The 18,654-nt window shown below is 65.7% G+C and carries 18 protein-coding genes, 1 tRNA gene, 1 other RNA gene and 1 pseudogene; 7 read left to right on the top strand and 14 right to left on the bottom strand.

Annotated features, from left to right (window positions below):
• Positions 1-13 precede the first annotated feature (13 nt).
• From DI606_RS10970 to DI606_RS10960, 3 genes and pseudogenes are all read left to right on the top strand, one after another.
• Positions 14-842: pseudogene (locus DI606_RS10970) on the top strand (LysR family transcriptional regulator).
• A gap of 28 nt (positions 843-870) precedes the next feature.
• Positions 871-3,138 (top strand): NADP-dependent malic enzyme, encoded by a 2,268-nt coding sequence (locus tag DI606_RS10965; protein ID WP_293982698.1) that lies wholly within the window; start codon positions 871-873, stop codon positions 3,136-3,138.
• 50 nt (positions 3,139-3,188) lie between these two features.
• Positions 3,189-3,872: a L,D-transpeptidase family protein gene (locus tag DI606_RS10960; RefSeq protein ID WP_293982696.1), complete on the top strand. Its 684-nt coding sequence runs from the start codon at positions 3,189-3,191 to the stop codon at positions 3,870-3,872.
• Positions 3,873-3,881: 9 nt separating this feature from the next.
• Here DI606_RS10960 and DI606_RS10955 read toward each other — a convergent pair whose 3' ends face one another.
• A complete protein-coding gene (locus DI606_RS10955) occupies positions 3,882-4,772 on the bottom strand; it encodes an EamA family transporter (protein ID WP_293982694.1) in 891 nt (296 codons plus the stop codon).
• A gap of 169 nt (positions 4,773-4,941) precedes the next feature.
• Between DI606_RS10955 and DI606_RS10950 the strand changes: the two genes are divergently transcribed.
• The 3 genes from DI606_RS10950 to DI606_RS10940 are packed head-to-tail and all read left to right on the top strand — an operon-like array spanning position 4,942 to position 7,316.
• A complete protein-coding gene (locus tag DI606_RS10950) occupies positions 4,942-6,138 on the top strand; it encodes an MFS transporter (protein ID WP_293982692.1) in 1,197 nt (398 codons plus the stop codon).
• Positions 6,139-6,178: 40 nt separating this feature from the next.
• The gene (locus DI606_RS10945; protein ID WP_293982689.1) at positions 6,179-6,544 is read left to right on the top strand and encodes a hypothetical protein; all 366 of its coding nucleotides are present in this window, start codon (positions 6,179-6,181) and stop codon (positions 6,542-6,544) included.
• Positions 6,486-7,316 (top strand): aspartyl/asparaginyl beta-hydroxylase domain-containing protein, encoded by an 831-nt coding sequence (locus DI606_RS10940; protein ID WP_293982686.1) that lies wholly within the window; start codon positions 6,486-6,488, stop codon positions 7,314-7,316. Before DI606_RS10945 ends, DI606_RS10940 begins: the two co-directional genes overlap by 59 nt.
• A 19-nt stretch (positions 7,317-7,335) precedes the next feature.
• Here the strand turns inward: DI606_RS10940 and DI606_RS10935 are convergent, their stop codons facing one another.
• The 13 genes from DI606_RS10935 to DI606_RS10875 all read right to left on the bottom strand — a co-directional run bounded on the left by DI606_RS10935 (position 7,336) and on the right by DI606_RS10875 (position 17,834).
• A complete protein-coding gene (locus DI606_RS10935; RefSeq protein WP_293982684.1) occupies positions 7,336-7,863 on the bottom strand; it encodes a hypothetical protein in 528 nt (175 codons plus the stop codon).
• A complete protein-coding gene (gene hisI, locus DI606_RS10930) occupies positions 7,850-8,221 on the bottom strand; it encodes a phosphoribosyl-AMP cyclohydrolase (protein ID WP_293982681.1) in 372 nt (123 codons plus the stop codon). The genes DI606_RS10935 and hisI overlap by 14 nt, the downstream gene beginning before the upstream one ends.
• Before the next feature lie 62 nt (positions 8,222-8,283).
• Positions 8,284-8,360 (bottom strand) — tRNA-His (locus tag DI606_RS10925).
• A 93-nt stretch (positions 8,361-8,453) separates the two neighbouring features.
• Positions 8,454-9,026 carry a septal ring lytic transglycosylase RlpA family protein gene (locus DI606_RS10920; RefSeq protein ID WP_293982679.1) on the bottom strand — a complete coding sequence of 191 codons (573 nt, stop codon included), beginning with the start codon at positions 9,024-9,026 and terminating at the stop codon, positions 8,454-8,456.
• A 241-nt stretch (positions 9,027-9,267) separates the two neighbouring features.
• A complete protein-coding gene (locus DI606_RS10915; protein WP_066697169.1) occupies positions 9,268-9,540 on the bottom strand; it encodes an HU family DNA-binding protein in 273 nt (90 codons plus the stop codon).
• A 181-nt stretch (positions 9,541-9,721) separates the two neighbouring features.
• A complete protein-coding gene (gene lon / locus DI606_RS10910; protein WP_293982676.1) occupies positions 9,722-12,118 on the bottom strand; it encodes an endopeptidase La in 2,397 nt (798 codons plus the stop codon).
• A gap of 109 nt (positions 12,119-12,227) precedes the next feature.
• On the bottom strand, positions 12,228-12,551 hold the full coding sequence (locus tag DI606_RS10905) for a YbaB/EbfC family nucleoid-associated protein (protein ID WP_293982674.1): 324 nt from the start codon (positions 12,549-12,551) through the stop codon (positions 12,228-12,230).
• Positions 12,548-14,179 carry a DNA polymerase III subunit gamma/tau gene (locus DI606_RS10900; RefSeq protein ID WP_293982671.1) on the bottom strand — a complete coding sequence of 544 codons (1,632 nt, stop codon included), beginning with the start codon at positions 14,177-14,179 and terminating at the stop codon, positions 12,548-12,550. Before DI606_RS10900 ends, DI606_RS10905 begins: the two co-directional genes overlap by 4 nt.
• 56 nt (positions 14,180-14,235) lie before the next feature.
• Positions 14,236-14,333, bottom strand: an RNA gene (ffs, locus tag DI606_RS10895) — signal recognition particle sRNA small type.
• A gap of 50 nt (positions 14,334-14,383) precedes the next feature.
• Positions 14,384-15,343, bottom strand: a complete 960-nt coding sequence (blaSGM, locus tag DI606_RS10890) for an SGM family class A beta-lactamase (protein WP_293982668.1) — start codon at positions 15,341-15,343, stop codon at positions 14,384-14,386.
• Positions 15,344-15,351: 8 nt separating this feature from the next.
• Entirely contained in the window at positions 15,352-15,687 is a 336-nt protein-coding gene (locus DI606_RS10885) for a 2Fe-2S iron-sulfur cluster-binding protein (RefSeq protein ID WP_293982665.1), read from the bottom strand.
• A 21-nt stretch (positions 15,688-15,708) separates the two neighbouring features.
• Positions 15,709-16,797: a cysteine desulfurase family protein gene (locus DI606_RS10880; protein WP_293982661.1), complete on the bottom strand. Its 1,089-nt coding sequence runs from the start codon at positions 16,795-16,797 to the stop codon at positions 15,709-15,711.
• Complete coding sequence (locus DI606_RS10875; RefSeq protein ID WP_293982722.1) at positions 16,794-17,834, bottom strand: aminotransferase class V-fold PLP-dependent enzyme; 1,041 nt, start codon at positions 17,832-17,834, stop codon at positions 16,794-16,796. The genes DI606_RS10880 and DI606_RS10875 overlap by 4 nt, the downstream gene beginning before the upstream one ends.
• 162 nt (positions 17,835-17,996) lie before the next feature.
• On the opposite strand from DI606_RS10875, the gene DI606_RS10870 reads away from it, so the two are divergent.
• A complete protein-coding gene (locus tag DI606_RS10870) occupies positions 17,997-18,653 on the top strand; it encodes an alpha/beta hydrolase (RefSeq protein WP_293982658.1) in 657 nt (218 codons plus the stop codon).
• Position 18,654: the final 1 nt, after the last annotated feature.

Here is an 18,654-nt window from a genome sequence, read left to right as displayed (position 1 = left end):
CCGGTGAACTAATATGATGGACCCCGACCACGAACTTTTCGTTGCCGTCGCCGACGAGGGCAGCCTCGCCGCAGCGGGGCGGCGGCTGTCGATATCGCCCGCCATGGTATCCAAACGGATCGCGCGACTGGAGGAGAGGCTGGGCGCGAAGCTGATGCATCGCACGACCCGGCGCCTGTCGCTGACCGCAGCGGGCAGGCGGCTGCTCGACGATCTGCGCGCGATCCTAGCGGCGCTCGACGAAGCGGAGCAGCGCGTCACCGGCGCATCCGCCATCGCCAGCGGGCCGTTGCGCGTCAGCGCGCCGACATCCTTCGGGCGGATGCACCTTGCGCCCCATCTGCCGCGCTTTATCGCCGATCATCCCAAGGTAGAACTGACCCTCGACCTGTCCGACGGGTTCGTCGATCTGATCGCCGGACGATATGACCTGGCCATCCGCATCACGACCGATCCCGATTTGGGTGTCAGCGCTCGCCGCCTCGCCACCAATCGCCGCATTCTGTGTGCCGCGCCCGCCTATCTCGTGGTTGATCGGGCCGAAGGGGCCGGTGACCGTCGAGGGGCGCAGTGCGGTGCGGACCAACAGCAGCGAACTGGTCCGCGAACTGGCGCTGGCGGGCGGCGGCGTCGCGCTCCGCTCGCTCTGGGACATTGCGGAACCGCTGCGGCAGGGAACGATCCGCCAGATCCTCCCCGACATCGAAGGGTCCGCCGATGTCGGCCTGTACGCGGTGCACCTGCCTCAACGCAATCCGCCGCGTGCGCTGAGCGCTTTCGTCGAATTTCTTGTAACGCTTTATTGCCCGGCGCCACCATGGGAAAGCGTTGTCTTGCCCTAGCGGAACCAAGGCTCTAAGGCCCCCGGACATGGACGATAACACCCGCCGCGCCGCCCTCGACTATCACCGCTATCCGCAGCCCGGTAAGCTGCGGATAGAACCAACCAAGCGGATGGTGAACCAGCGCGACCTGGCGCTGGCCTATTCGCCCGGCGTCGCCGCGCCCTGCGTCGAGATCGCCGCCGATCCGGACAAGGCGCTGGATTATACCGCGCGCGGCAACCTGGTCGCGGTGATTTCCAACGGCACGGCGGTTCTGGGGCTGGGTGCAATCGGCGCGCTCGCGTCGAAGCCGGTGATGGAGGGCAAGGCGGTCCTCTTCAAGAAGTTTGCCGATATCGACGTATTCGACATCGAAGTCGACACGACCGATCCGGACAAGTTCGTCGAGGCGGTGGCCCTGCTGGAACCGACTTTCGGCGGCATCAATCTGGAAGACATCAAGGCACCCGAATGCTTCGCCATCGAAGCCCGATTGAAGGAACGGATGAACATTCCGGTCTTTCACGACGACCAGCATGGCACCGCCATCGTCGTCGCGGCGGCAGTGCGCAATGCGCTGGTGCTTCAGGACAAGACGCTGGCGGATGCGAAGCTCGTGACATCGGGCGCAGGCGCGGCTGCGCTCGCCTGCGTCGATCTGCTTGTGTCGATGGGCCTGCCGGTCGAAAATGTGACGTTGACCGACAAGGACGGCGTCATCCATTCGGGCCGCGAGGGGATGCTTCCCAACATGGCGCGTTATGCCCGCACCACCAATGCGCGCACCCTGCCCGACGTGCTGCCCGGCGCGAACCTGTTCCTGGGCCTGTCCGCCCCCGGCGTGCTGAAGCCCGAATGGCTGCCGCTTATGGCGCCCAATCCGCTTATCTTCGCGCTCGCCAATCCGGAACCGGAAATCCGCCCAGAAGCCGCACGGGAAGTGCGCCCCGACGCCATTATCGCGACGGGCCGGTCGGATTATCCCAACCAGGTGAACAACGTTCTCTGTTTCCCCTACATCTTTCGCGGCGCGCTGGATGTCGGCGCGACTCAGATCAACGAGGCGATGAAGGCCGCCGCCGCCGAAGCGATTGCGGAACTGGCCCGCCTGCCCGCGCATGACAGCGTTGCGCAGGCCTATGGCGGACGCAAGCTGGTCTTCGGCCCGGACTATATCATCCCCACCCCCTTCGACCCGCGCCTGATCGGCGACATCGCGGTCGCGGTGGCGAAGGCGGCGATGGACAGCGGCGTCGCCAGGCGGACGCTCGACCTCGACAATTACAAGCGCGGCCTGACGCGGCAAAGCACCCGGTCGGGGCAGTTGATGCTGCCCGTGTTCGAAGCCGCCCGCGGCAGCGGGACGCGCATCGCCTATGGCGAGGGCGAGGACGACCGCGTGCTGCGCGCCATCCGCGACGCGCTGGACGAAGGGATAGCCCGCCCGACCATCGTCGCGCGCCGCCGCATTCTGGAAAAGAAGCTGCCCGAACTGGGCCTCAGCTTCGATCTGGACCGCGATGTCGAAGTGATCGACCCGGAAACCGATCATCTGGCCATGGGCGAACTGGTCGAAGCCTATCGTACCATCGCCGCGCGCAAGGGCGTGCCTGCCGACGAAATCCTGCGCCATGTCTATCGCCGCCCGACCATCACGGCGGCCATGCTGCTGCGCACCGGGCGGGTCGATGCGGCGCTGGTGGGCGGACGGTCGGAATATTGGGGGCAGGTCGAACATGTGCTGCGCATCATCGATCGCGTGCCCGGCAACAGCCGCGTCTATGCGCTGTCGGGCCTGATCCTCGACGCGGGTGCTCTGTTCGTCACGGACACCCATATGGTGCCCGATCCCACGCCCGCACAGGTGGCAGAAATGACGCTGGCCGCCTGCGCGGAACTGCGCCATTTCGGGCTGACGCCCCGCGCGGCATTGCTGTCGCACTCCAATTTCGGGGCGTCGCACACCGACAGCGCACGCAAGATGCGCAAGGCCTTCGAGCTGGTGCGCGAAGCCGCGCCCGATCTGGCCGTGGACGGTGAAATGCACGCCGACGCAGCGCTGAGCCAAGCGCTGCGCGAACGGCTTGTCCCCGATTCGCGGTTCGAAGGGCCGGCGAACCTGCTTGTCATGCCCAATCTGGATGCGGCCAACATCACGCTGACGGCGCTGGCCGCTGCGTCCAGTTCGCCCACGGTCGGGCCGATGCTGATGGGTCTTTCCAAACCCATCCATGTGCTGACGCCCGGCGTCACGTCGCGCGGCATCCTGAACCTGACGGCCATCGCCGCAGCGGAAGTCGCGCGCGAAGGCTGAGCTTAACCATTTCCCGCTAGGACCGGCAGCGAATATGCCGGTCGGGGACGATGATGGGATTGGTGCGAACAATGGCGAAGAGCGCAGGGCCAAAGCTCGCCGTCGCGGTCCTGCTGGGCGGCGGCGCGCTTGTGGCGCTGCATTTTCTGGATCGCCCCGCGGCGCAGGATACGGCGCCGCCGAAAAGCGAAAGGCCAGCAGCGCCCCCGGCGCCTCGCCCGGTCACACCCCAAGAGCGTCGCAGCGACCAGCCCATGGCGGTCGATCCCAGAGCCCTGATCGTCAAGCGCGTACTCGAGATCGACGGGCCGTTCCGTCATGGCGATTATGTCTGGAACGAGGACGGCGCGCCTGCAACGGGGCCGGTCATCGTGACCGTCGACCTCAAGGCGGAAACATTGTCGGTCTTTCGCGACGGATATGAGATCGGCGCGGCCGTGATCCTTTACGGCGCGACCGACAAGCCCAGTCCGCTCGGCGCCTTTCCGATCACGCAGAAGGATGCGGACCATGTCTCCAACCTCTATGGCGCGCCCATGCCGTATGCGCTGCGCCTGACCAGCGACGGTGTCTTCATCCACGGCAGCGACGTACAATATGGCAAGGCGACGCACGGGTGCATCGGCGTGCCCAAGGAATTCGCGCGCAAGCTGTTCGGCGTCACGAAGATGGGCGACATCGTCGTCATCACCGACGGCAAGATGCTGGACGTGAGCAAGGCGCAGCGCGGCTGAGCGTTGTCGTCACAAGGGCGCATTCTCTATTGTCGGGCGACGCGGCGCGGTGATCGCGCTGCCTGCCGATGCGGCGATGACGAGCAGGACGGCAAACCACTGCGTCGACGTCAACCTTTCGCCCAGCACGACATAGCCCGCCAGCGCGCCCATGGCAGGCGCGGCGCTCACCAATAGACCGAAGACCGGGGCGGTAAGCCGCCGCATCGCTTCCATCTCCAGCGAATAGGGCAAAGCGCTCGACAGGATGGCGATCGCAAGGCCGAGGCCCATTACACGCGGCGTCAAGAGCGCCGGTCCGGCATGAGCGATGCCCAAGGGCAGAACGAGAATGGCGGCCACCAGCATCCCCCAGGCCACCGCATGACCGCGCAGCGGCCCCGACACGTGTTTGCCGGTGAGGATGTAGAGCGCCCAGCATGCCGCCGCCGCGACAGCGAACGCGACACCTGCGGGATCGAGATGCGCGTCGCGCCGCAGCGGCACCAGCAGCGCCAGCCCAGCGATGGCCGCCGCCAGCCACAGGAAGTCACGCAATCGCCGCGATCCCCAGATCACGATGGCAAGCGGTCCCGTCACTTCGATGGCCGTAGCGATGCCGATGGGAATGCGGGCGAACGCCTGATAGATGAACAGGTTCATGAAGCCCAGCGTGCCGCCATAGAGGATCAATATCCCGATCATGCCCCTGGGCACCGCCCGCCGCCATGGCCTGTGCATGGCGAGCAGAAGGAGCGCGGCGAGAAGAATACGAACCGTGGCGACGCCATAAGCCCCCACCAGCGGAAAGATCGTTTTCGCCACCGCCGCGCCGACGTTGATGGAAATGATCGATCCCAGCACAGCCGATACGCCGACAAGCGTCGCCGCGCGGGAATCGATCTGTCCTGTCGAGCTCATGCTCCGCCTATAGCCGCTGCGCGTCCCGCCGCGACCCTGGAAGTGCGCGAACGGCTGTTGCGCAGAATGCCGGGACGATTGCGGAAATCGCATACCCACGCGCCCTTGACCCGCGTTGTCATCCCGCCCATTTCCCGGCCTTGTTTTTGCAGTGCAGCATGGAGGCCCGATGACCGGCCATTCTAAGAATGTGCATCCCGCCATGGTTCTGTTCGCTCTCGCCGTGGGGGCGTTCGCCATCGGCACGACCGAATTCGCGTCGATGAGCCTGCTACCCTTCTTCGCACGCGACCTGGGCATCGACGCGCCGACCGCCGGACATGCGATCAGCGCCTATGCGCTGGGCGTGGTTGCGGGCGCGCCGGTGATCGCCGCCTTCGCCGCGCGACTGCCCCGCCGCAATCTGCTGATCGGCCTCATGGCGATGTTCGCATTGGGGAACGCGTTGTCCGCCCTGTCGCCGACCTATCACTGGCTGCTCCTGTTCCGCTTCCTTTCCGGTCTGCCGCATGGAGCCTATTTCGGCGTGGCGGCGCTGGTTGCGGCAAGCCTCGTCCCGATGGAAAAGCGCACGCTCGCCATCGCCAAGGTGATGTCGGGCCTCACCGTCGCCACGGTGATCGGCGTACCGGCAGCCAACTGGATGGGACAGGCGCTCGGCTGGCGCTCGGGCTTTTTCGTGGTCGCGGCGCTCGCGGTTGCGACAGTGACGCTGGTTGCGATCTACGCGCCGCGCGACGCAGGCGATCCCCGGGCCAGCCCGATGCGCGAATTGTCCGCGCTGGGCAAGTCGCAGGTGTGGCTGACGCTGCTGACCGGCGCAATCGGCTTCGGCGGCCTGTTCGCGGTCTACACCTATGTCGCTTCCACCATGATAGAGGTCACGCATGTGCCCGAAACCTATGTGCCGGTGGTGCTTATCATCTTCGGCGTGGGCATGACGCTGGGCAATCTTGTCGCAGCATGGCTTGCCGACCGCAACCAGAGCCGCACCGTGATCGGCGTGCTGCTGTGGAGCGCAGCGTCGCTGGCCCTGTTCCCGTTCATGGCCGGCAATGTGTGGACGCTGGGGCTGATCGTGTTCATGATCGGCATCGGTGGCGGTCTCGGCACCCCGCTCCAGGCGCGCCTGATGGACGTGGCGGGCGACGCGCAGACGCTGGCGGCGGCGCTGCATCACAGCGCCTTCAACGTCGCCAATGCAATCGGCCCTTGGCTGGGCGGCCTGTCCATCGCGGCGGGCTATGGCCTGGTTTCGACCGGCTGGATCGGCAGCGCGCTGGCGCTGGGCGGCCTTGCCGTGTTCCTCGTCGCGATCGCGCTGGAGGAGCGCCGCCCCGCCTTGGCCCCCGCCCCCGCAGAATAAGCCGCTTTCCCGTAAGAAGGCCGCAGGATAGACCGGCGGCATGAAGGACGGGAACCGGGAGCAGGCGCTGCTGGATGCAGCCATAGGCGCGATGCGGCGCGGCGACGCGCAATCGGCGCTGGCAGCATTGCGGGATATGCGCGCGCCGCCGCCGATGCTGCTGGCGCAGGCTTTCAGCCGTTGCGGTGACCTGGACGGCGAAGCGGCGGCGCTACGGACCATACTCGACCGGGACATGCGCGATCTTCCGGCCCTGCTGGCGATGGGCGACAACGCTGTGCGACGGGAAGACGATCGCGCCGCGATGCGCTGGTTCCGCGCAGCAATCGCGCAAGCGGCGGCCACCGGTGCGCCGCCGCTTGCGCCCACTCATCGAGCGTGCGCAGGCCCATGTGGCGGTGGCTAGCCAGCGCTTCGAGGATCACCTGACCGCCGCCATCCGCGACCTTCCCGCCCTGCCGCGCATCGCGCAGGCGACGGACCTGCTGCTGGGCCGACAATCGCTCTACCTCCAGCAACCCAGCATGTTCTATTTCCCCGGCCTGCCCCAGCGCGCCTTTTACGAGCGAGAAGAATTCGCGTGGGTCGCCGGCATGGAAGCGATGACGGCGCGGATCGGGGATGAACTGGCCGACGTGCTGGCGCAACCGACAGAGTTTTTGCCCTATGTCGAAACGCCCACGGACGCGCCCGCGCCCAATAATCCGCTGCGCAATGATCCCAGCTGGAGCGCCTATTATTTCTGGCGCGGCGGCGCTGTGGTAAAGGATCATGCCGCCCGCTGCCCCACGGTGATGGAGGCGCTGGCGTTGGCGCCTATGCCCATCGTCACGGGGCGGTCGCCCATGGCGCTTTGGTCGTTGCTGACACCCGGCACCCACATCCGACCGCATAACGGCCTGCTCAACACGCGCCTCATCTGCCATCTACCGATCCTGACGGCCCCCGACTGCGCGCTGCGCGTGGGGGCGGAAACGCGGCCTTGGCGCAAGGGCGAGATGCTGGTGTTCGACGACAGCATAGAACATGAAGCGTGGAACCGCAGCGACGGGACCCGCGTCGTGCTGCTGTTCGAAATATGGCGACCGGAGATCGCCGTCGAGGAGCGAGAGGCGCTGACGACGCTGTTCGAGGCAATCGACCGCTTCGGCCCCGGTCAGATGGATACGGGCGGCTAAAAGCAGGATATCCTGCGGATCAGGCCGGGCAGAGCGGATCGCCCTTGCGGTCGCGGGCCTTCCGCGCACTGGCAGCATCGTTGGCGATGCGTGGGAAGCTCACGCCCTCCAGTGTTCCGCGCCCGTCGCACACATCTGCGCACGCCATGTCGACCACGCCGGGCAGCGCCACCTGATCCCCTTCATAGCGGGCGACGACGATGCAGCGGGCGCCCCCCCGAAAGCTCAGCACCAGCTTGTCACCCGCGCGACGCGCGACACCTTGGCCGCGACAGCTCGGTTCTTCGCCGAACACGGCCTCCATGCCGAAGCGGAACTGCCCCCCGGTACCGGGAACCACGCACAGCGCATCGCGCCCCGCTTCGTGGCTGCGTTGGTAAAGACCGACGGGCGACACGGCGCTCATGTCGGGGATCGCGCCGGTTTCGATAGCGGCGCGTTCCAGGCTCGATGCAGGCCCGCTGCGGGACGATGCATCGTCGTCCGCCGCCCCGCCGCGCTGGCAGGCGGCGGTCAGGAGGAGTAGCGCCGCGCTAGCCCGCCGCATCGACGCTGCTGAGGCCCTCCGGTCCGATCCGCCGGAAAAAACAGGAGCGTGCGCCCGTATGGCAGGTGGGACCGGCGGGCACGGCCTTCACCCACAATGCATCCTGATCGCAATCGATGCGCAGATCGGTGACCTGAAGCATATGCCCGGACGTTTCGCCCTTCTTCCACAATGCCTGACGACTGCGCGACCAGAAGTGCGCGAGGCCTGTCTCGATGGTGAGGTCGAGTGCCTGCGCATTCATATGCGCGACCATCAACAGGTCGCCACTGTCGTCATCGGTGACGACGGCGGTGATCAGCCCATCGCGGTCATATTTGGGATTGAGCGTCAGCCCGGTGTCGCGTGCGTCGGTCATACGTGCGCTATAGAGCGCGGCTGCCGCTCTGCGAAGCCTTCATGAAGCATTCTGCGGAAAAATGGGGCGACCGATGGGATCCGAACCCACGACCTCTGGTACCACAAACCAGCGCTCTAACCAACTGAGCTACGATCGCCATGGGGGCTGCTCGCCCCGAGAGAAGCGCCACATATGCGGCCCCACCCCGCCCGTCAAGCACACAAAGGGCAGCGATCCGAATTTCCTGCGATCAATATCCGGCCGCCTGCAACTGCGCGCGGAGGTTGGCAAGGACGGTATCGGAAACACGCGGGCGCGGCGCGGCGGACTTGCCGCTGCGCAGCTTCTCGCGATCGCGTTCGGGCGGATCGACGACGCGGACGCGCACCGCCGCCTGCCCCTGCGCTCGCAGGCCAAGGTCTTCGGCGGCGCCGCGCGAAAGGTCGATGATCCGCCCGCGTCCGGCAAACGGCCCGCGATCGTTGACCCGGACCAGGATGGTGCGTCCGGTGTCGAGCGATGTCACCTCGACATAGCTGGGGAGCGGAAGGCTGGTATGCGCAGCGCTGATCCCCTTGGCGCGGAACCGCTCGCCATTGGCGGTGCGATTACCCGATTCCGATCCGTACCAACTGGCATAGCCGAGCATGTCGTAGGTCGGGTCGGCGGCGGGGACGTAGGTGACGCCGCGCACTGTATAAGGCGGCCCGATCCTGACCGGCGTATCGCGCACCGGGCGGTAGTTCCCGCCCCCGCAACCGCTCAATGCCAGCGCCGCCGCCATGCCGCCGACGCACGCGCCCCTTTTCGTCCATGCCGCCATGCGACCGGCTTTTAGCGTTCATCGGCGATCAGGTCGAGCATGATGGCCTGGCAATCATGGAAAACGGGGCGAAAGGCCATGGCGGCCCCCACCCCGTTTATACCCTTGGCATGCATGTGCGCGGGCGGGACGCCCCGTCCCCCGTCGCTGCACCACTCTCCCCGAAGAACATCGACGGTGACGCCGCATACAGGCTGTCTTTGACGCCCGTACCTGCCTCACCGGGCGGTAGCCGCTGCTTTCAGTTCACCGAATCCTTGAGGCCCTTGCCGGCCTTGAACTTGGGCTGGGAGGACGCCTTGATGGTCATGGTTTCGCCGGTGCGCGGGTTGCGACCCGTCGACGCCTTGCGCTGCGAGACCGAGAACGTGCCAAACCCCACGAGACGGACTTCGTCACCCTTTTTCAGAGCACCCGTGATCGCGTCGAACACACCCTCGACGGCTTTGGTCGCGTCATTCTTGCTAAGGCCGCTGCTTTCGGCAACCGCGCTGATCAGATCCTGCTTGTTCATGCCTTGGGAACCCCCTTCATGCTTTTGGTTGGTTTAACGGAATCGCGGCATTGGCGGCGCAATAAGGCGCGGATTCAATCGGCTGTCAAAGGGAAAGCGACAAAGCCCCCCGGCCCGCCCCCAAATCGACCGTTAAGGCCATGGGGCGGAAAGCAGGGGGCTTTCGAACGATCGTAACGCTTCAGTGACGAAGTGAGGGATCGCTATCACGACTGGAATGGGCCGGCGGCTGTGCGGCCAGATCGTCCTCTTCGGTCCAAGTAATGGCTTCGGGCTTAGATACGAGCGCCCGGGCCAGCACTTCATCCACATGCGCCACCGGAATGATCTCCAGCCCTTCGCGGATGTTGGCCGGAATTTCCGCCAGATCCTTTTCGTTTTCCTGCGGGATCAGCACCGTCTTGATGCCACCGCGCAACGCCGCGAGCAGCTTTTCCTTGAGGCCGCCGATCGGAAGCACCCGCCCGCGCAGCGTGACCTCGCCGGTCATCGCCACATCCTTGTGCACCGGGATGCCGGTCAGTGTCGACACGATGGTCGTCACCATGCCGATACCGGCCGAAGGACCGTCTTTGGGCACCGCGCCTTCGGGAAGATGGATGTGAATGTCTTTACGATTGAAGAGGCTTGGCTTGATCCCGTAACCGGGCGAGCGCGCCCGGACGTAGGAAAAAGCGGCCTGCACCGATTCGGTCATGACCTCGCCCAGTTTACCGGTCGTCTTGATCTGGCCCTTGCCCGGAACCGTCACCGCTTCGATGGTCAGCAACTCGCCGCCCACTTCGGTCCAGGCCAGTCCGGTCACCGCGCCGATCTGGTTTTCATCCTCGCCCACGCCATGGCGGAATTTACGCACACCCGCGAAATCCGCGAGATTTTCAGGTGTTATGACCGCCTTGTCATATGCGCCTTCAAGGATGCGGCGCAGCGCCTTGCGGGCGAGCCGTGCAACTTCCCGCTCCAGCGTGCGCACCCCCGCCTCGCGCGTGTAGTAACGGATGAGATCGCGCACGGCCTCCTCCGTCACTTCGAACTCGCCGTCCTTAAGGCCGTGCGCGTCGATCTGCTTGGGCACCAGATGGCGCTGCGCAATCTCGACCTTTTCGTCTTCGGTATAGCCTTCCAGCCGAATGATTTCCATGCGGTCGAGCAAAGGCTGCGGCAAATTCAAAGAGTTGGCCGTCGTCACGAACATGACGTCGGAAAGGTCGACATCGATTTCGAGATAATGATCCTGGAACTTGCTGTTCTGTTCCGGGTCCAGCACCTCCAGCAGCGCGGACGCGGGATCGCCGCGGAAATCCTGGCCCAGCTTGTCGATCTCGTCGAGGAGGAAGAGCGGGTTCATCGTCCCAGCTTTCTTGAGGTTCGTCACGATCTTGCCCGGCAGCGAGCCGATATAGGTACGGCGATGCCCACGGATTTCGGCTTCGTCACGCACGCCGCCAAGCGACTGGCGCACGAATTCCCGGCCCGTCGCCTTGGCGATGGAGCGACCCAGCGAGGTCTTGCCGACGCCGGGCGGCCCGACGAGGCAGAGGATCGGCCCCTTCAGCTTGTTGGTGCGCGCCTGAACCGCGAGATATTCGATGATCCGGTCCTTGACCTTTTCCAGCGCGAAATGATCCTCGTCGAGGATCGACTGCGCCTTTTTAAGGTCGGTCTTGACCTTCCCCTTCTTACCCCAGGGCAGGCCCAGCAGCACGTCGAGATAGTTGCGCACGACCGTCGCTTCGGCGGACATGGGCTGCATGCCCTTGAGCTTTTTCAGCTCCGCCGTCGCCTTGGCGCGCGCTTCCTTGCTGAGCTTGGCCTTTGCGATCTTTTCGGTGAGTTCGGCAAGTTCGTCGCCATCCTCACCCTCACCGTTGCCCAGCTCGCGCTGGATCGCCTTGAGCTGTTCGTTCAGATAATATTCGCGCTGGGTTTTCTCCATCTGACGCTTCACGCGACCGCGAATCTTCTTTTCGACCTGAAGAACGCCAAGCTCGCCCTCCATGAAGGCGAACACCATTTCCAGCCGCTTGACCGGATCGGATTCGACCAGCAGCGATTGCTTGTCGGATACCTTGACGTTGATGTTGGCGGCCACCGCATCGGCCAGACGCCCCGCATCCTCGATCTCACGCAGCTGCACGGGCGTTTCGGCGGGAAGCTTCTTATTGAGCTTTGCGTAATTTTCGAACTGTTCGGCCACCGAGCGCATCAGCGCTGCCGCTTCATGCCCCTCGGCAGCGCCTTCCTCGACCGGGGCGACGTGCGCAACGAGGTGGGTTTCGGTCGCTTCCATGCGTTCGAGCTGGGCTCGCTCCTTCCCTTCCACCAGCACGCGGACGGTGCCGTCGGGAAGCTTCAGCAATTGCAGCACAACCGCCACGACGCCCGTGTCGTAAAGTGAGTCGCGGCCCGGATCGTCCTCCGCCGGGTCGAGCTGCGCGACGAGGAAAATGTCCTTGGACCCTTCCATCGCAGCTTCGAGCGCCGCGACGCTTTTATCGCGACCGACGAACAGGGGGACGATCATCTGCGGGAAGACGACGATGTCGCGCAGGGGCAGAAGCGGGTATTGCGTAGTCATTCACTCTCCGGGGCCGCCGTACGGCCCGTCATACGGTTCATCGCCATTATGGGGATGCCCGCCGCAGCAATCAATCTGTCATAAGGGATAGAGACTGAAACCTTCCTTATCAGAACGGCAGCTTGAAGCCGGGGGGCAGCGGCAGGCCGGCGGTCATCTTGCCCATTTCGGCGTTGCTGACTTCGTCCGCTTTCTTGCGCGCGTCGTTGAAGGCGGCAGCGACCAGATCCTCCAGCATCTGCTTTTCGGACGGCGCGAGCAGGCTTTCGTCAATGTCGACGCCGAGGATTCGGCCCTTCGCCGAAGCCTTCACCTTGACGAGGCCGCCGCCAGCCGCGCCTTCGACCTCCAGCTTGTCCAGATTGTCCTGCGCGCGTTGCAGTTCCTCCTGCACGCGGCTCGCCATGCCGAGGATTTCATTTAAATCTTTCATGCTTCTGCACTCCATCGTTCGGGCTCGCCATCGACAAGCTCCGCTTGCGGGAAGGCCGCCATTGCCGCCTTCACCACCGGGGTTTCCAATATCTGCGCACGGGTAGCGGCTTTGGCAACCTCGCCCTGTTCCAGCAAGGTCATCTCGCCGCCATCCTGCTCCAGCCGCACGGCCCAGCGCATGCCGGGCGTCGAGGCGTTGAGATGGGCTTCCAGTTCGCGCTTGAAATCGCTCTGCGTCCAGGGATGCGTCAGCCGCACCGCAAGTTCGGGCGGGGCGAGGCTGACCAGCGCGGCGCAATCGTGCAGGTGATTGGCGAGCGAGGGCTTGCGCGTTTCCACTAGCGCGATCACGTCCGCCATGCTCTGCGGCAGGCGGGCCGAGGGCGCGGGGACGGATGCAGGCGGCGCGTCGCCTTGCCCCAGCGAAAGCGGGGCGCCCCCCCCTTCGCGCAGCAGCCGTGCCAATTCGCCCGGATCGGGCATTGTCGCGGCGTGCATGACCCGCAAAAGCGCCATTTCGCAGCTTTCGATGGGAAGAACGGCGCTCGCGACCTCGTCATGGCCCTTCACCAGCAATTGCCACAGCCGGTGCAACGGCGCGAAGCCCAGTTGCGCGGCCCAGGCCGCCAGCGCTTCCCGCTCCTCAGCGGACTGGCCCGGACTGACGATATCGCGCCCCGCCTTCACCAGAGTGATGGCGTGGACGAGTTCCATCAGGCCGCGCATCAACGACAGCGGATCGACGCCCAGCGCATATTGATCGCGAACCGCGGCGAGCAGCGCTGCGGTATCCCCCTCCAGCAGCAAGCCCAGCAACCGCCGCACCGATCCGCGATCCGACAGGCCCAGCATATCGCGCACCTGCGCCGCCGTGACAGTCGGCCCGGCCCTTTCGGCATCCGGCCCGGTTTCGGCATGGGCGATCGCCTGATCGAGAATGGAGAGGCCGTCGCGCGCCGATCCTTCCGCCGCCTGGGCGATGAGGGCGAGTGCGTCCGGTTCCGCCGCGACCTGTTCGGCCTCCACCACATGGGCGAAATGGGCGGCGAGAAGTTCGGCGGGAATACGGCGCAGGTCGAACCGCTGGCAACGCGACAGCACCGTCACCGGCACCTTGTTCACTTCGGTCGTGGCAAACAGGAATTTGACGTGTGCGGGCGGCTCTTCCAGCGTCTTCAACAGCGCGTTGAAGGCGTTTTTCGACAGCATGTGCACTTCGTCGATGATGTAGATCTTGTAGCGCGCGGATACGGCGGCATAGCGCACCGCCTCGATGATCTCGCGCACATCGTCGACGCCGGTGTGGCTCGCCGCGTCCATCTCCACCACGTCGATATGGCGGCCCTCGGCGATTGCGAGGCAGGCTTCGCACACGCCGCACGGGTCGATGGTGGGACCGCCCTGCCCGTCCGGGCCGACGCAGTTCAGCGCCTTGGCGATGAGGCGCGCGGTCGATGTCTTGCCGACCCCGCGCACGCCCGTCATCAGGAAGGCGTGAGCAAGGCGACCGCGCTGGATCGCGTTGCCCAGCGTCTGCACCATCGCGTCCTGGCCGATCAGTTCGCGGAAATTGCGCGGACGATATTTGCGCGCAAGGACGCGGTAAGGCTGCGGGGAATCGGACATGGGACAGGGTATTAGCCGGTCGACCGGCTCTTGTCGAAGCGCGATGATGCGGGGGAAAAGGTGGGAGCCGAAACGACCCGTGACGAAATCACTGTGGCTGCTTCCGTCAGGACCTGACCAGGTTCGCGACGATCACGTCCGCCCGACTCCCGGCGCGGCATATGGCGAAACGCGCAGTGGATAGCAAGGGCTTAGGCGACGGGCCTATTGCGCGTCGCTCTTTTGCAGCTTGCTGGCAAAGCCGAGCGCGGCGCGGGCGGTTTCGGCAATGGCGGCTTCCGCCTTCTTCGCGTCCACGGTCGGGCGGTCGAGATAGATCGCCAGGACATATTCGTCCCCGCCCGGCGATTTGACGAGCGCCACGTCATTATAGGCGGTGCCGCACGATCCGGTCTTGCTGCCCGATGTCCATCCTTCCGGCAGGCCTGCCTTGATCCGATGGTCCCCCGTGCTGCTGGCGTTGAGCCAGTTGCGCAGGCGGGCGGCGCTGTCGGGCTTTAGGTCGTTGAAGATCAGGCGTGCCATCAGGCCCGCCATCGCGGCGGGGGAGGTCGTGTCGCGCGGATCGCCCTCCACATTCTCGTTAAGTGCGGGTTCGGTGCGGTCCAGCCGCGACACGGTATCGCCATGCGCCCGCATGAAGGCGGTCAACCCTTCCGGTCCGCCCAGCATCGGCAGCAGCAGGTTGGCGGCGCTGTTGTCGCTCACCTCCACCGCCGCCTGCGCCAGTTCCTCCATACTCATGCGCCCGCGCTTCAGGTTCTTCTTCACCACCGGCGCATTGTCGATGAGGTCGTCCTTGCCGAAAGGAATGGTGCCTTCCAGGCCGAACTTGCCGCCTTCGGCGCCCACCAGCACGGCGGCGGCCAACGGCGCCTTGAAAGTCGAGCACATCGGGTAACGCTCGTCCCGGTTGAAGCCCAGCAGCAGCGCGCCCTTGCTGTCGACCAGCGCCACGCCCAGCCGCCCGCCGGTTTCCGCCTCGATCTCCTTGGGATTGCGCACGTCGCTCATCGCGGTCGCGGGAACGACATAACGCGGGACTTCCAGCTTCAGGGTATCGAGCCGCCCGGTCGGCGCGGGCTCCTTCGGCTTTTTCTTTTCGGCAGCGACGGCAGGCGCGGCGAGCAGGACCAGCGCGCAGAAAGCGGATCGAAACTTCATTCCTGTCCTCACATGCCCTGCATGTTGTTGAATTCCCCCGGTATGCGGACGGTCAGCCGGTCCAACCCGCCGTCGATCAAAATCTGGCAGGCCAGGCGGCTGGTGCGCGTGGCAGCGGCGGCAAGGTCCAGCATATCCTCCTCATCCTCGCTTGCGCGGGGAAGCTGACCGAAATCCTGCGCATCGACGATCACATGACAGGTGGAGCAGGCCATCTGCCCCTCACACGTGCCCTCCAGCGGCTGACCCGCCGCCTGCGCTATGTCCAGCAGGATCGATCCCGCAGGCGCATCGACCTCCTGCCTGCGCTCCCCGTCCGCGCTGATGAAGGTGACCCTGGTCATGGACGTGCGATGCTCCCCTCGCTACGGCGCCGCCTGTGCGGTGGCCGCGTCATTCAATGCTTGTGCCGCCCTCTCCAAATCCTGACGGGTCGTGTATCGGCCAAAGCCGATCCGCACCGCTCCGCGCGCCTGCGCATCGGTCAGCCCCAACGCGCGCAACACATGGCTAGGCCGTCCGGACCCACTCGCGCAAGCGCTGCCGAGGGAAAAAGCGACATTGCGGCAATAGGACAACAGGCGCGCGCCATCCAACCCGTCCTTGCGGACGTTGAGATTGCCCGGGTAGCGATGCGTGGCGCTGCCGTTCAGCGTCCAGTCGGCGAACAGGGCGCGGGCGAGCGTGGCCAGTTCCTCCACATGCGCGCGATCCCGCGCCGCCCGCTCGCGCATCAGCCGCGCCGCTACGCCGAAACCGGTGCACAGAGCGGGCGACAATGTGCCGGATCGCAGTCCGCCTTCCTGACCGCCGCCGTGCATCAGCGGAGAGGGCGTCACCCCCTCACGCAGCCATAGCGCGCCGATACCCTTGGGACCGTGGACCTTGTGCGCGCTGATCGCGACCATGTCGCAGGCTTCGGAAACCGGCACGCGGCCATAGCCCTGCACCGCGTCGCACAGGAACAGAGCGCCCACGCGATGAGCCATGTGCGCCAGCGCCTCAACGGGCTGCATCACGCCGATCTCGTTATTCACCGACATCGCGACAACGAGTGAGACAGCTGAATCGATGTGTGCGGCGGCGGCGTTCAGGTCGACCAGCCCTTCGGCATCGACCGGGAGGACGGTGACGTCCCGCCCCCGCCGCCGCATCGCCTCCACCGTGTCGAGCACAGCGGCATGTTCTGTTGCGACAGTGACGATGCGGCCCGGCGGCGCGCCCTGCATGGCGATGTTGAGCGCTTCGGTCGCGCCGGAGGTGAAGACCAGCCTGCCCCCCGGCGGAAGCAGCGCGGCGACTTCCTCCCGCGCCACTTCGACCTGGGCGGCGGCGGCGCGGCCCAGGCGATGGGCGCTGTGGGGGTTGCCATGATGATCGCGCAGCCACGGCACCATCGCGTCGAACGCTTCGGGCGCAAGCGGGGTGGTTGCCTGATAGTCCAGATATATCATGATCTTATGCGTTCCGCCATGCGCGTCCACACCGCGATGAAGCTGTCCACGTCGCTGTCGCAGGTGTGCGGGCCGAAGCTGACGCGTACCACTTCGGACGCGGCGCCCTCTTCCCAGCCCATGGCGCGCAGCACATGGCTGCTCTTGAGCGATCCCGACGAACAGGCACTGCCCGCCGACACCGATATGCCTGCAAGATCGAACTGGATAAGCTGGGCGCGCGCCGACAGGCCTGGCATCCGGTAACTGGCGATGGCGGGCAGGCGCGGCGCATTGCGAGCGATCACCTCGCCGCCCCCAGCCTCTATCGCGGCATCCAGTCGGGCGCGCAGCGTCCCAGCGCGCGCGAGCCATTCGGACCGCGCCTCCAGCGCCGCCGCCATGGCGAGGATGGCGGGAAGATTTTCGGTCCCGGCGCGATAGCCCTGTTCCTGCCCCCCGCTCGGTTCGATCAGGGCAAGGTCGCGGATCAGCAGTGCGCCGACGCCGGGCGGCCCGCCGAACTTGTGCGCGCTGATCGCGATCATGTCGGCGTCGGGCAGCGGCAGCTTGCCCGCGCTCTGCGCGCAATCGGCGAACAGGATCGCGCCGTTCCGCTCCATCCGGTCGAGCGGCTGGATGACGCCGGTCTCATTATTGACATGCTGGATGGCAAGCAGCGCGTCGCCCTCGCCCTGCCCCTGCGGCAGGCGGACGAGGCCATCACCATCCACCGCCAGCCGCCCGGCGTCCTTCGTCACGCGCAGCACGGCGTCATGTTCGACCGCCGAGGTGACGATCCGCGCCGCCTTCGCACGGGTGAGTGCGATGGCGATGGCCTCGCTCGCGCCGGAGGTAAAAAGGATAGACCCATCCCAACCGAGCGCCGCGCCGATGCGCGCGCGCGCATCCTCCAGACCGGCGCGTGCCGCACGTCCGTCCGCATGGGGGCTGGAAGGATTGGCCCAGCCGCGCATCGCCGCGATCATCGCATCCTGCGCCTCGCGCAGCATCGGCGTGGTGGCGGCATGATCCAGATAAAGACGATCGGCGACCAAGAGGGCGTTACTCATCGATTGCGGAAAAGGAGGCGGGGACTATATAGGCTCTCTGCCGCGCAGCGCCAGCATATCCATGCCCGCGCGCATCCATCGCCTTACCGCCGCCCGGCGGCATCCTTTCTGGGACGAACCGGGCAGCCCGCAATCATAACAGGTGCCATGCCCGACGTTATCTTCCCCGGACCCGAAGGCCGCCTCGAAGGCCGTTTCAGCCCCCCGCCCCGCCCGCGCGCGCCCGTCGCCATGATCCTGCACCCGCACCCGCAGGGCGGCGGCACGATGAACGACCGCATCACGCAGGCGCTCTACAAGACCTTCGTAAAGCGCGGCTTTGCGACGCTGCGCTTCAACTTCCGCGGCGTGGGACGCAGCCAGGGGACGTTCGACAACGGCATCGGCGAATTGTCCGACGCCGCAGCCGCGCTCGACTGGGTGCAGAGCTTCCATCCCGAAGCGCAGACCACCTGGATCGCGGGCTTTTCATTCGGCGCCTGGATCGGGATGCAGTTGCTGATGCGCCGCCCGGAAATCCGCGGTTTCATCTCGGTCGCGCCGCCCGCCAACATGTACGACTTTTCCTTCCTCGCGCCCTGCCCGTCGAGCGGGATCATCGTGCAGGGCACATCGGACGAGGTCGTGACGGCGAGCGCGGTGCAAAAGCTGGTGGACAAGCTGCGCACGCAGAAGGGCATCACCATCCATCATGACGAGATCAAGGGCGCGAACCATTTCTTCGAGCATGAACTCGACCAACTGATGAAGTCGGTCGACAATTATCTCGACATGCGTTTGTCGCCGGATTCGCCGATCCGCTGAT

This window comes from Sphingobium sp. (assembly GCF_003248505.1).
Taxonomy (GTDB): Bacteria; Pseudomonadota; Alphaproteobacteria; order Sphingomonadales; family Sphingomonadaceae; genus Sphingobium.
This window is presented reverse-complemented; position numbering and strand designations above follow the sequence as displayed.